Source organism: Streptomyces sp. NPDC053474 (genome assembly GCF_044544845.1).
Taxonomy (GTDB): domain Bacteria; phylum Actinomycetota; class Actinomycetes; order Streptomycetales; family Streptomycetaceae; genus Streptomyces.
The window spans coordinates 109574-122497 of record NZ_JBITXV010000002.1; the positions used below are offsets into that span (position 1 = coordinate 109574).

The 12924-nt window shown below is 75.6% G+C and carries 10 protein-coding genes; 5 read left to right on the forward strand and 5 right to left on the reverse strand.

From position 1 onward, the window contains the following. Positions 1-11 precede the first annotated feature (11 nt). Positions 12-443, reverse strand: coding sequence for a hypothetical protein (locus ACIG3E_RS04130; protein WP_399610989.1), 432 nt, complete (start codon positions 441-443; stop codon positions 12-14). Then, on the reverse strand, positions 433-4242 hold the full coding sequence (locus tag ACIG3E_RS04135; RefSeq protein ID WP_399610991.1) for a BTAD domain-containing putative transcriptional regulator: 3810 nt from the start codon (positions 4240-4242) through the stop codon (positions 433-435). The genes ACIG3E_RS04130 and ACIG3E_RS04135 overlap by 11 nt, the downstream gene beginning before the upstream one ends. A gap of 120 nt (positions 4243-4362) precedes the next feature. On the opposite strand from ACIG3E_RS04135, the gene ACIG3E_RS04140 reads away from it, so the two are divergent. The 4 genes from ACIG3E_RS04140 (at position 4363) to ACIG3E_RS04155 (ending at position 8868) form a co-directional block, all read left to right on the forward strand. After that, positions 4363-5298, forward strand: a complete 936-nt coding sequence (locus tag ACIG3E_RS04140; protein WP_399610994.1) for an alpha/beta fold hydrolase — start codon at positions 4363-4365, stop codon at positions 5296-5298. Between the two features lie 99 nt (positions 5299-5397). Then, the gene (locus tag ACIG3E_RS04145; protein ID WP_399610997.1) at positions 5398-6651 is read left to right on the forward strand and encodes a histidine kinase; all 1254 of its coding nucleotides are present in this window, start codon (positions 5398-5400) and stop codon (positions 6649-6651) included. Then, positions 6615-7259 carry a LuxR C-terminal-related transcriptional regulator gene (locus ACIG3E_RS04150; protein ID WP_399611000.1) on the forward strand — a complete coding sequence of 215 codons (645 nt, stop codon included), beginning with the start codon at positions 6615-6617 and terminating at the stop codon, positions 7257-7259. Before ACIG3E_RS04145 ends, ACIG3E_RS04150 begins: the two co-directional genes overlap by 37 nt. A 394-nt stretch (positions 7260-7653) precedes the next feature. Further along, a complete protein-coding gene (locus tag ACIG3E_RS04155) occupies positions 7654-8868 on the forward strand; it encodes an RICIN domain-containing protein (RefSeq protein WP_399611001.1) in 1215 nt (404 codons plus the stop codon). Here ACIG3E_RS04155 and ACIG3E_RS04160 read toward each other — a convergent pair. Further along, positions 8838-9542, reverse strand: a complete 705-nt coding sequence (locus ACIG3E_RS04160; RefSeq protein ID WP_399611004.1) for a methyltransferase domain-containing protein — start codon at positions 9540-9542, stop codon at positions 8838-8840. The two genes, ACIG3E_RS04155 and ACIG3E_RS04160, sit on opposite strands and share 31 nt — an antisense overlap. Before the next feature lie 56 nt (positions 9543-9598). Then, positions 9599-10363 carry a hypothetical protein gene (locus tag ACIG3E_RS04165; RefSeq protein WP_399611006.1) on the reverse strand — a complete coding sequence of 255 codons (765 nt, stop codon included), beginning with the start codon at positions 10361-10363 and terminating at the stop codon, positions 9599-9601. Between the two features lie 130 nt (positions 10364-10493). Here ACIG3E_RS04165 and ACIG3E_RS04170 point away from each other — a divergent pair, with 130 nt between their 5' ends. Then, a complete protein-coding gene (locus ACIG3E_RS04170) occupies positions 10494-11285 on the forward strand; it encodes a TetR/AcrR family transcriptional regulator (RefSeq protein WP_399611008.1) in 792 nt (263 codons plus the stop codon). A gap of 13 nt (positions 11286-11298) precedes the next feature. Here ACIG3E_RS04170 and ACIG3E_RS04175 read toward each other — a convergent pair whose 3' ends face one another. Further along, positions 11299-12870: an AMP-binding protein gene (locus tag ACIG3E_RS04175; RefSeq protein WP_399611010.1), complete on the reverse strand. Its 1572-nt coding sequence runs from the start codon at positions 12868-12870 to the stop codon at positions 11299-11301. Positions 12871-12924: the final 54 nt, after the last annotated feature.

Consider the following 12924-nt stretch of genomic DNA (forward strand, 5'->3'; position numbering starts at 1 on the left):
GGTCCGCCGGTTCAGCCGTGCGGTACGACGACGACCTGGACGTCGTCCTCGTAGATCACCCGCCCGGGATCGGCGGAGCGCACCTCGCGGCACGGCACGCCGTGCGCGGCGAGGAGCTCCAGGTATCCGGGGACCCGCTCGATGAGGTGCGTGGCGGTGGTCTTGAACCAGGCGACGGCGCCGGGATACCGCTCGGGGTCGTAGAAGGACGCGTCGGGCTTCGGGTACGCGGCGTCGTACCAGTCGTTGCCCTCGCGCCAGAAGCGCCACTGCGCGGCGGTCAGCCGCCCGGACCGCGCGAGCCCGTTGGCGAGGGCGAACACGCCGGGGAAGTGGCCGCGTTCATGGCGCTGCGGGGATTCGAAGCGTATGTACGTCACCGTCTCCGCGGATGCCGCTGTGGTCGTTGCGTCCGTTGTGGCCGTCGCGTCCTCAGAGTTCATCGCCGCATCCTCGCACCGCCGTGAGCGCGGCCCGGGCGGTGGCCGCCCAGTGCGGGGCCCCGGCGCGTTCGGCGACGGCGAGGGCGGTGCGGTAGTGGGCGGCGGCGGGGCGCCCCAGGGCCACGGCCAGGTCCCCGAGCTCCTGGGCGACGGGCCCGAGCGCGACGAGGCCGCTGCCCGCGCCCGCCAGCTCGTCCCCGGCGGGCAGCAACCTGCGGTACGCGTCCGCCATGGCCACCGCGTCCCCGGAGCGCACGGCGGCGCGGGCGTCCAGGCACAGCCGCACGTCGAGGAGCTGCCCCGCGTCGGGCACCTCGGCGTCCTCCACCAAGCCGAGGCACCGCAGGGCGAGGCGCAGCAGTTCGTCCTCCGGCATGCCGCTCATCCCGCTGCCGCGCAGCCGCCCGGCGGCACCGCGGTACGCGGCCTCCGCCTCCTCAGCGCGCCCGGCGACGGCGGCGCGCAGCGCGGCGTACCAGGACGTGAACACGCCCACGAGCGGAAGGCCGTACCGCTCGGCGAGCCGGTCCGCGGCGGCCGCGGCGGCGTCGGCGCGGGCGAACTCGGCGCGGGCGGCGTGCGCCTGGATCAGCATGAGGTGGCCGAGGACCTCGAAGCCGACGAGCCCGTGGCGGGCGGCGAGGGCGACCAGGTCCGCCCCGATGCGGGCGCGCTCGCGGGCGAGTCCGGGGCGGTGGAAGGTGTGCAGGAAGCGCCCGTTGAGCGCGTAGGCGAGCAACGCGGCGTCCTGCTCCGGGCGTTCGCCGTCGGCGCCCGCCCCGGTGACCAGGTCCCGCGCGGGCGCCTCCGCCGCGCGGGCCGCGGCGACGCCCGCGCCCGTGGTGTCCCCGCGCGTCTCCATGGCGATGGCGCTCAGGAGGCGGCAGCGGGTGACCCGGCGGGCCCGCGTCCCGTCGTCGGGCAGCGCGTCGAGGGCCCGCCGGGCGGCGGCCACGACGCGGCGGGACAGCTCCTCGTCGTCGTTGCGGGCCCAGATGCCGGGTACGTCGAAGGCGCCGATGACGCGAGCCGTGAGGGCCGGGTCGCCGTCGGCCTCGGCGGCGGCGAGCGCCTCGGCCCGGTACCGTCGGGCCGCCGCGAGGCCGCCGGTGACGGCGAGGCCCCGGACGAGGCCCATGAGCAGGGTGAGGCGCTCGGCGGGGTCCCGCTGCGCCGCCCCGCGGTCGTACGCGTCGAGGGCCGCGCCCCAGAGCCGCCGGGCCCGGTGCGGCGCTCCCGCGGCCTCGGCGCGGCGGGCCGCGCGGCTCGCGTGGGTGACGGCGCGGGCGGCCGTGGCGCGCGTGCCCGCGCTGAGGTAGTGGTGGGCGAGGGCGTCGGCGGCGTCGGGGCGCAGCCGCTCCAGGGTCTCGGCGACCGCCGTGTGCAGCCGGGCGCGGCGCGGCCGCGACAGGTCGTCGTACACCGTCTCGTGGACCAGCGCGTGGGCGAACCGCACCTGTTCGGCGGCCTCTTCGGGCGCGGCGAGGAACCCGGCCGCGGCCGCCGCCTCCACCGCGTCCAGGACGAGCTCCTCGTCACCGGTGAGCGCGCACAGCACGTCCAGGTCGGCCTCGGCCCCGACGACGGCGGCGAGCCGCAGCACCGTGCGCGCCTCCTGCGGAAGCGTGCCGAGGCGGGCGCGGACGACGTCCCGTACGCCGACGGGGACTCCGGAGAGGGCCGCGGCGCCGTCGGCGGCGTAGAGCCGGGCCAGTTCGCGGACGAAGAAGGGGTTGCCGCCGCTGCGGCGGCGCACGGCGCGGGCGGTCGCGGCGTCGACGTCCCGCCCGGAGACGGCCGCCACCAGGTCCCGTACGGGGCCTTCGGCGAGGCCGCCCACGCGCACCCGCACCGGCTCGGCGCGCGCCGCACGCCCCAGGAACTCGCCGAGCGCGGGCGGGACTTCGGTGTCGCGGTAGGTGCCGACGGCGAGCACGGGCGCGGCGGGCGGCGCCGTCGCGAGCCCGGCGAGGAGGTCGAGGGACTCCTCGTCGGCCCAGTGCAGATCGTCGAGGACGAGCAGCAGCGGCCGCCCGCGCGCGGCCAGGGAGGCGAGCCGCTCGCCCACCCACCGGCGCCGCCGCAGCCGCGGCGCGACGGGGTCGCCGCCCCCGGGCCGGGCGAACTCCCCTACCGGAAGGCCGAGTTCCGTCAGCGCCTCCGTCCAGGGCCACCCCGCCGGGACGGCCTCCCCTTCCGGCACCCGCCCCCAGGCCACTGTCCAGCCCGCCGCGCCGAGGCGTCCCGCGAGCTCCCCCGCCAGCGCGGTCTTGCCCGCGCCCGCCTCGCCGGAGAGCAGGGCGAGGGTGAACCGGCCCGCGCGCAGGGCGGCGTGCGCGGCGGCTTCGAGGACAGCGGTCTCGGCACCCCGACCGAACAGCCCGGCGACGCCCGCCGCACCCGGAGCCGCCGCGCCGCGGGCGTCCGGGGCCGCCGCGTCCCGGGCGTCCGGGGCCGCCGCTTCCCGCGCGACCGGGGTCGTCGCGCCCCGTACGGCTGGGACCGCAGGGTCCCGCACGACCGGAGCCGCTGCGTCTACGGCTGGGACCTCAGCGTCCCGCGCGACCGGAGCGACCGCGCCCGGCACGGCGGCGGACGACGCGTCGTGGGATCCGCCGGGGACCGCCCCGTCCCCCACGCCGGAGACCGCCGCGCCCCGCGCGACTGGGGCCGCCGCGTCCCGCGCGCCCGGGGCCATCGCTTCCCGCGAGACCGAGGCCGCCGCACCCCGTACGGCTGGCACCTCAGCATCCCGTACAGCTGGCACCTCAGCATCCCGCGCGCCCGGAGCGACCACGCCCGGCACGGCGGCAGACGGCACAGCGGCGGACGACGTGTCGGCGGACAGCACGGCGGCGGACGGCACGGCGGGCCCGCCTGCGACCGCCCCGTCCTCGGACCCGCCGGGGACCGCCCCGTCCCCCACGCCGGGGAGCGCCGCAGTGCCCGGGACCTCCCCGGAGCCGCCCTCCCCTGGCCCAGGCACCGCCTGGGCCAGGATTTCCGCCTCCGCGCGCCGCAGCCCCTCCCCCGGGTCCACGCCCAGCTCCCCCGCGAGGGTCGCGCGTGCCCGGCGCAGCACGGTGAGGGCGTCCCCCTGGCGTCCCGCCCGGTACAGGGCGCGGGCGAGCAGTTCCCACGCCTCCTCCCGCCAGGGGTGGGCCTCGGCGTGGGACTCCAGGTCCAGGACCGCCTCGGCGGCCCGGCCGACGGCGAGGGCGAGGCGGGCGCGGCGCTCGACGGCGAGCAGGCGAAGGCCGTCCAGGCGGGCCACCTCCGCGCGGGCCCAGTCGGCGTCGGCCCACTCGGCGTAGGCGGGGCCGCGCCACAGGGCGAGCGCGTCGTCCAGGGCGGCGAGCGCGGCCAGGGGCACCGGGCCGCCGCCGTCGAGGAGCCGCCCCGCGTCCCGTACGGCCGACTCGAACCGCCACGCGTCCACCGCGTCCGGCGCGGCGAGCAGCGCGTAGCCCGGTCCCGCCGTCACCAGGAGGCGGGCGGGCGCCCGCTTGGCCCGCCCCGGTTCGAGGGCCTTGCGCAGGGCCCCCACGAACGTGCGGATCGTGCCGACGGCGGTCGGCGGCGGCTCGTCCCACAGGTCGTCGACGAGCCAGCTCACGGGCACGGTCCTGCGCCGGGCGACGATCAGCCGGGCGAGCACGGCGCGGTGCCGCGGGCCCTTCAGGCCGAGGGCGCGCCCCTGGCCGTCACGGGCGCCGAACGGCCCGAGCACCTGGAACGCCACGGCGTCGGGCACGGGCCCCGGCACCGCCTCCGACGTCGCCTTTTCCTCCTCCGGCACCCCTTCAACGTACCCGCAGGAACCCGGTGGCTCAGCGCGCACCGGCACACCCCCAGAGCCAGGCCCCTCGCCGGATCCCTCGCTGATCCAGTGCTGATTCGCGCCCCGCACGCTGGCCGCATGACATCCAGCACCCGCGACACGCACCGCGACCACGCATCCACCGCCCCCGGGCCCCGCATCGAAGGCTTCGCCGAGCACCGCGTACCGGTCGCCGACGGCGTCCACCTGAGCGTGGCCGTCGGCGGCGACCCGGCAGGACCGGCCGTCGTCCTCCTGCACGGCTTCCCGCAGACCCGCCTCATGTGGCGCCACGTGGCGGCGGACCTCGCGGCCGACCACGCCGTCATCGTCCCCGACCTGCGCGGCTACGGCGCCAGCGACAAACCGGCCGAGGCCGCCGACGGACAGACGTACGCCAAGCGCACCATGGCGGCGGACGTCGTGGCGCTGGCCCGGGCGCTCGGGCACGAGCGGTTCGCGCTCGCGGGCCACGACCGGGGCGCCCTCGTGGCGATCCGGGCGGGGCTCGACCACCCGGAGGCGGTCACGCACCTCGCGTCCCTGGACGTGCTGCCGACGCTCGACATGTGGGACGTGCTGCGCGGCACGAGCGCGGCCGTCGGCTTCCACCTGTATCTGATGGCGCAGCCGCCGGGGCTTCCGGAGCGGATGATCGCGGCGGACCCGGACGGGTTCTTCGGGCACTTCCTCGACCTGTGGGCCAAGGACCCGGACGCGCTCCCCGCCGACGCACGGGCCGCGTATCTGGCGGCGTGCCGAGAGGCCGTCCCCTCCATCGTGGCCGACTTCCGGGCGTCGTCCTTCGCGGACGTCGAGCACGACGCGGCCGACCGCGCCGCCGGGCGGCGGCTGCGGATGCCGGTGACGGTCCTCCAGCAGGACTGGGGCGCGGCGCTCGGCTTCGACGCGGCGGGCCGATGGCGCGCGTGGGCGCCGGACCTCGTGCACCGAACGGTGCCCTGCGGCCACTTCATGGCGGAGGAGTCCCCGGCGACGGTCACGGAGGCGATCCGCGCCCTGCTACGACGCTGACCTCCACCCACGGCCGCCCTCCACCCCTGTGACGTACGGCCCGAAGAGGGGAGTTTTCACCACCGACTCCGGGCCGCCCGGCCTTCGATAATGGCCGCCATGACCCCGATAGGCCTCACCGGCTTCCGCCGCTCCCTGACCCTCTGGCGCCTGTCGCTGCGCGCCTTCTGGCTGTCGCTGTGGCTCGGCTTCGTGTACGCCACGCTCACCACCGGGCTCGGCGCGCGGCTGCTCCCCGGCGCCGTGCGCGCCACCCGCGCGCTCGCCGACCGCCAGCGCGCGCTGGCGAAGGAGTGGTCGGACGTCGACGTCCCCGTGGCGTACGCGCGGGCCGAGACCGCCGCGGACCTGCGCGCCCAACTGCTCGACCGGGGCAGCCAGGTCCGCCGGGACTGGCGCTGGGTCACCGTCGACCCGTACGTCGGCGGGGTGTTGGCCTTCGTGCCGACGCTGTTCCTGCTCAGCGGGGTGTGGGGGATGTGCACCGCCGTGTTCGGACCGCGTCTCGCCGACGACTGGGGCAGCCTCTGGTACCTCTTCATCCCCGTCTACGACACGGCCACGGCGGTCCTCGCGGGCGTGCTGGCCGCGCTCGCCTTCCCCCTGGCCCTGTTCTGGGCGGGCCCGCGGGTCGTCCGGCAGCACGCCCGCTATCTGCGCGTGCTGCTCGCGCCCGACGAGGCCGCGCTGCTCGCGGCCCGCGTCGAGCACCTGCGGACGACCCGGTCCGACGCCGCCGACACACAGCTCGCCGAGATCCGCCGCATCGAACGGGACCTCCACGACGGCGCGCAGGCCCGCCTGGTCGCGATGGGCATGACCCTCGACGCCGCCGAGCACCTCCTGGAGTCCGACCCCGACGCCGTGCGCGACCTGCTCGCGGAGGCCCGGCAGTCCTCCACGGCCGCCCTCAAGGAGCTGCGCGACCTGGTCAAGGGCATCCACCCGCCGGTCCTCGCCGACCGGGGCCTCGCCGATGCCGTACGCTCCCTGGCGATGATCAGCCCGTTGCGGACCGAGGTGGTGACCGGCCTGCCCGCCCGCCCCGAGCCCCCGGTCGAGTCCGCCGTCTACTTCGCGGTCTCCGAGCTGCTCGCCAACGCCGCCAAGCACGCGGGGGCCGAGCGCGCCTGGATCGACCTGCGGCACGAGGACGGCTCCCTGCGGGTCACGGTCACCGACGACGGCCGCGGCGGCGCGGACCCCGCCCGCGGCACCGGCCTGCGCGGCATCGAGCGCCGCCTCGCCCACTTCGACGGCGTCCTCGCCGTGAGCAGCCCCGTCGGCGGCCCCACCCTGATGACCCTGGAGGTCCCGTGCGCGTTGTCCTCGCCGAAGACCACTTCCTGCTGAGGGACGGCGTCGCCCGGCTCCTGCGGGCCTTCGGCCACGAGGTCGTCGCCGCCGTCGACAACGGCCCCGACCTGCTCGGCGCGCTCACCGGGCTGCGGCCCGACGTGGCGGTGGTGGACGTCCGCCTCCCGCCCACGTTCTCCGACGAGGGCCTGCGGGCCGCCGTCGCCGCCCGCACCGAGGTCCCGGGCCTGCCGGTGCTGCTCCTCTCCCAGTACGTGGAGCCTTTGTACGCCCACGAGTTGCTGACGACGGGCTCCGAAGGGGTCGGCTACATCCTCAAGGAACGGGTCTCCAACGGCGCCGAGTTCGTCGCCACGATCGAGCGCGTCGCGGGCGGCGGCACCGCGATGGACCCCGAGGTCGTCGCCGAGCTCGTCACGGGCAGGTCCCGCGACGAGCCCTTCGGCACGCTCACCCCGCGCGAACGCGAGGTCCTGGAAAACCTGGCCCAGGGCCTGTCCAACGCGGGCATCGCGGAGGCCCTGTTCATCACGGAGAAGGCCGTCGCCAAACACATCGGCAACATCTTCACCAAGCTGACCCTGCCCCCCTCAGAAACAGCCAACCGCCGCGTCCTGGCCGTCCTGGCCTACCTGAACCGCTGACGCGGAGCCTCGCCGTTCATCGCGCTGGCGCGCTCGTCCTCAAACGCCGGACGGGCTGGATGGTGCCGGTGCGGACCGTATCTCGTCTGCGGACCCGCGGAATGTATCCGGCCCGCACCGGAGACTTTCAGCCCGTCGAGGGGGTACCCCCTGCTCCTTAAGAGCTTGGGGGAGTTTGAGGACGAGGCGCGGAGCGCCGACAAACGGGGGCACGGGGGCGGAGCCCCCGGATCGGGAAGGGGCGGGTCTGGGGCGCACCCGCGAGGGACGAGGGTCGCCTCGTTGCAGGGTCAATAACGTCCGAAACCCTGCCGTATCGGGATCACGGCCCCCACTCCTAGGCTGACCCCCGCACCCTGCCCGACCCACCAGCCCTACGTACCAGGAGGCCGACGTGGCAGCGTTATCCGAGGGCATCTACCTCATCAGGAACGAGGCGAGCGGGATGTACGCGACCGTGCAGCCCGGCGCCGGGGCGAAGCAGAGCGCCAAGGTCGTACTGGAGGACCTGCACGGCGAAGGCGCGGCACGGCACGGCCAGCTGTGGCACGCGCGGCCGCACAGCGCGCGCGAGGGCGCGTGGACGCTGCGGAACGTGCACAGCACGTACTTGATGGACGTCATGGCGGGCCGCGGCCGCGCGGGCGCGGCGGTGCAGCAGTGCGCCGCGGAGTCGCGCGACGACCTGCTGGCCTCACAGCTGTGGCGCCCCCGGAAGCTCGACGAGGACGTGTACACGCTGACGAACGGCTACAGCGACAAGGCGCTCGCCGTGAAGGGCGGGAGCCACGAGGCGAACGCGCCCCTGGAGCAGGCGGACCCGGCCCTCGGCGAGGACCTCGGCACCCAGGCGTGGCGCCTGGAACGGGTGCCCGCGCGCGGCGAGTCGAAGGGCTTCGACGCCCTGACCGCGTCGGTCGTCTCCGGCCACGGCGGCCCCATCGGCGCCACCCTCAGCGGCCTTACGGGACTAGCCAAGGGCGTCCTGGACGCGGGCGGCGGCGTCTTCGAGACGATGGCGAAGGTCGTGACCGACCCCAAGGCGCCGTACCTGCGGTTCGACGGCTTCCGCGGGGACGAGTTCATCCGCTTCTCGCAGCGCCACGGCATCGAGGCGGGCCCGAAGAAGATCAGCGAGCAGTTCACCCGGCCGCCCCGGGGCTTCCGCGCCGACTACGAGGACGTCCTGACCGCGCGCAGGGGCAGCGGCCACACCCACGCGGCCCTCATCCGCGACGAACTCCTGGAGTTCTCCGAGCGGTCGGCCAGCGACACGCCGCGGATCCTGCCGCGGGAGCTGCGCGAGCAGCTGCCGGTGAAGGCGGCCACCGTCGCCGACGCCAAGGGCGAGACGGTGGCGTTCTTCACCGGCGGGGCCATCGTGGTCACCGACGGCTCGCTGCGCCCCACCGGCGAACTCCGCCTGCCGCACGCCCCTGACGCCTTCCGGACGGACCTCGACACCGCCACCGCCGTCTCCGTCGACGACGAGATGCACTACTTCCTCGTCAGGGGCGAGGAGTTCGTCATCGTGAGCGAGGGCAAGCTGGTGCAGGGCCCGGCCAGGCTGACCGACGCCTACCCCTTCCTGACCGGGGTGTGGATGTAGGGCTCGCGGGCGGCGAGCACGTACGCCTGCGGGGTCCGCTCCCCCTCGTACGGTTCGCGGACCAGCTGCCCGGTCGCGACGAGACCGGCCTCCCCCAGCTGGTCCGCGATCCTCTCGGGCCGCCAGCGATGGAAGTCGAGGTCCACCGCGTGCCCGAACGCCTCGTCGTAGTGGCGGGGTTCGTCACCGACCTGGAAGCCGAGCAGGAGCGGGGCGCCCGGGGCGAGCACGCGGTGGAACTCGGCGAAGACGCCGGGCAGGTCGCGCGGCGGCACGTGGATCGTCGAGTACCACGCGACCACCCCGCCCGCCGCCCCGTCCGGCAGGTCGAGCGCGGTCATCGAGCCCTCGTCGAACCGCAGGTGGGGGTAGGTGGCGCGGGCGAGCGCCAGCATGCCCGGCGACAGGTCGATGCCCCGCGTCGCCACCCCCAGGCCGTCCAGGTACGCGCTCACCTTCCCGGTCCCGCACCCCACGTCGAGGACCTCCCCCTTCGCCAGCTCCGCGAACGCGGTGAGCATGGCCCGGGACAGCGGACAGGAGTCCAGCGCGTCGCGCCACTCCTCGTGGACGACGCCCGCGATGGCGTCGTAGGAGGTACGGGTCCTGTCGAGGTACGCGGCTTCGGTCGTCTCGGTCACGGCGGCTTCGGTCGTGTCAGTCACATGGGTCACGGGAACGGACCGTAGCCGCCCCCACTGACAACGCGGGCCCTCGCCGGGACCGGCGCTCACACCTCCTGCGGAGCCACCGTCGGCAGCGGCAGCGGCGGCGACATCGGGTACGCCGAGGGCGCGCCGCCCGCGCGCCGCGACCTCGGCAGCCACAGCGAGAGGAGCGCGCTGGTCCGGTCGAAGACGGGCTCGGTCCGCAGCGCGGCGGGCAGCAGCGGGGCGAGCCAGGAGGCGCCCGCGAGCTCGTCGGCCGCCGCGGCGATCGTGTGCAGGCCGATCAGCCGGTGCTCCGGCTGGTGCAGGAGCCAGGCGCCGCCCAGGCCCCGCGCCTCGGCCTCGTCGCGCACGCGCCCCCAGGCGCGGTCGAGCGCGGCCTCGGCGTCGCCCTCGTACCGCAGCCGCTCGAAGCGGCTGACGCGGTGCGCGTCGAGCGGCGTGAAGTGGTGGGCCCCGGCGACCCGCCATATGTACCGCTCGACGTTCAGGAAGAACGGGCGGCTCCAGAACTTCACCCCCGGCTCGAACTCCAGCTCCTGGCTGGTGAAGCGCTCGTAGTCGAGCACGTCGGCCCACGTCTCGAAGAGGTAGCGGCCACCGGTGTGGTGCCGCCCGCCGAAGGCGTCGAACCGGCTCGGCATGTACTTCGCGTACATGCCGGGCCGCGCGTCCATCACACGCCGTTCGATCTCCTGCTTGTCGACGATCTCCTGTACGCCGACGCCGTCCGCGAGCGGGAAGTCCGAGGTGAACGCGGCCTCCATGGGGAGGGGGCCGACGTCGTAGCCCTTGATCGGGCCGGATCCATACGCATGCGTGGTCATGACATTCCTCGGAGCAGGGGTGGGTGGCGCCCGGCGCGGGTCGCGCCGCCGCCGTACGCCACGACCGTATGTCGAACACCGACCAAACTCCAAACAGTGTTCAATCTTTGCCCGCCGTACCATGGTGCGTATGACCAGCCCGAAGGAAGGCGCGAGCAGACGCGCGCGCCACCGCGCCCAGACCACCGCCGAGATCAAGGCCACCGCGCTGAAACACCTGGTGGAGGGCGGTACCGACGCCGTCGCGCTGCGCGGGATCGCGCGGGACATGGGCATGGCGCCCGGCACCTTCTACAGCTACTTCGACACCCGCGAGGCCCTCCTCGCGGCACTCGCGGCCGACGCGTACCGCGCCCTCGCCGCACATCTGCGCACGGCCCGCGACGGCGCGCGGGAGCCCGCGGACCGCGCCCTGGAACACGGCCTCGCCTACCGCGCGTGGGCCCTCGCGCACCCGCAGGAGTTCCGCCTGCTCTTCAGCGGCCGCAGCCCGCACGCACGGACGCCGGACAGCACCGAGGCGGAGTACGAACTGTGCCTGGGCATAGTGGAGATCGCGGCGACGGCGCCGCGACCGGGTGCGGGATCCACGAGGGAGCGGCCCGACGCCGGATCCACGAGGGCGCGACCTGACGCCGGATCTACGAGGGGGCGGCCCGACGCCGGATCCACGACGGGGCGGCCGGGCGACGAATCCCCGTACTCCTGGGGGGACTTCGACGCGGCCTTCACGGAGGTGGCGCGCGCGGCCTTCCCGGCGCTCACCCCCGCGACGCTCGCCCGCTCCCTGCGCCTGTGGGGACGGCTGCACGGCCTGGTCACCCTGGAGATCGACGGCCTGCTCCGCCCCCAGATCGCGGATCCGGAACGGCTGTACCGCGACGAACTCGCGGACGTCACCGCGTGGTTGAGGGTCTCCTGACCCCGATCCGGGGCTACGCGCCCGTGATGCGGATCTCCCGCCGCAGCACCTTCCCGGCCTCCGACCGGGGCACCTCCGCGCGCAGCTCGATCACGCGCGGCACCTTGAACCCCGCGAGCGCGCCCCGGCAGTGCGCGACGAGCCGCTCCACGAGCCCGTCGGCGGCGTCCGCGCCCGCCTCGGGCCGCACGACGGCGCCGACCCGCTGCCCCCACTCCTCGTCCGGCACACCCACGACGGCCGCGTCGGCGACCTCGGGGTGCGCGAGGAGCACGGCCTCGACCTCGGCCGGGTACACGTTCACGCCCCCGGAGACGATGAGGTCGGTGCGCCGGTCACGCAGGAAGAGCCAGCCGTCGGCGTCGAGATACCCGTGGTCGCCAGCGGTGAAGTACCCGTCACACATGGCCCGTCGGGTCTTCTCGACGTCTTGGTGGTACTCAAAGGGAATCACCGGCCGGAAGAACACCGCACCGGTCTCGCCCGGGGGCAGCGGCCGCCCGTCCTCGTCGAGGACGCGGACGGCGACCTCGGCCAGCGGCAGGCCGACCGTGCCGGGCCTGGCCAGCCAGTCCGCGCTGTCCACGGCGGTCACCCCGCCCTCCGTGGCCGCATAGAACTCGTACAGGACGGGCCCGAACCAGTCGATGGCGCGCCGCTTCACGTCCGGTGGGCACGGCGCGGCCCCGTGCACGACGGCGCGCAGGCTCGACGTGTCGTAGCGCGCGCGGACCTCGGCGGGCAGGCGCAGCAGCCGGTGCAGGACGGTGGGCACGGTGAACAGGAAATCGACGGCGTGCTGGTCGACGAGGTGCAGCCAGTCCTCCGTGCGCGGGCGCTCCGCGAGGACGACGGTGTGACCGAGCTGGAGCGCCATGTTCGCGAACAGGCCGGGGGCCGCGTGGTAGAGCGGCGCCGCGCACAACTGGGTGAAGGGCCCAGGCCCGACGCCGCACCGGGCCATGAAGTCCAGCTCGTACGGGCTCGGCCCGGGGGGCGCCGCAGGCAGCCGCCTGCGGACGGCCTTGGGCCGCCCGGTCGTACCGGAGGTGTAGAGCATGACACCGCCCGCGCGCGGTTCGGCCGGTGGCGTGGCGGGCTCGGCGGCGAGCAGTTCCTCGTACGCCACCCAGCCGGGCGCGCCGCCGCCCCACACGACCCGCCGCTCGACCGGCACCCCCGCGGCATCGAGCGCGGGCCCGGCGACCTCGACGAGCCCCACGTCCACCACGACGACCCGGGCCCCGCTGTCAACGAGCACGTGCTCCACCTCGGGCGGGGTGAAGTGGTGGCTGAAGGGTGTGAAGTACAGCCCCGCCTGCCCGGTGGCCAGCCGCAGTTCGAAGAAGGCCCGGCTGTTGGGAAGCATGGCGGCCACGCACTCCCCCGGCCGCACCCCGAGCCGCGCGAGCGCCCGCGTCAGCCGATGAACCCGCCCCGCCAGCTCCCCATACGTCACCTCACCCCCATCCCCCTCAACCACCGCAACCCGCCCCGGCCAGACCCCAGCCACAGCCCCAAACCCAACGGGCTCCCCCTCCCCCCGCCCGACGGACTCCCTCTCCCCAAACCCACCCACACCCATCCGCACACCCCTCTCACCGTCCACGCATCGTAGGCAGCCCCCCACCAACCCCGT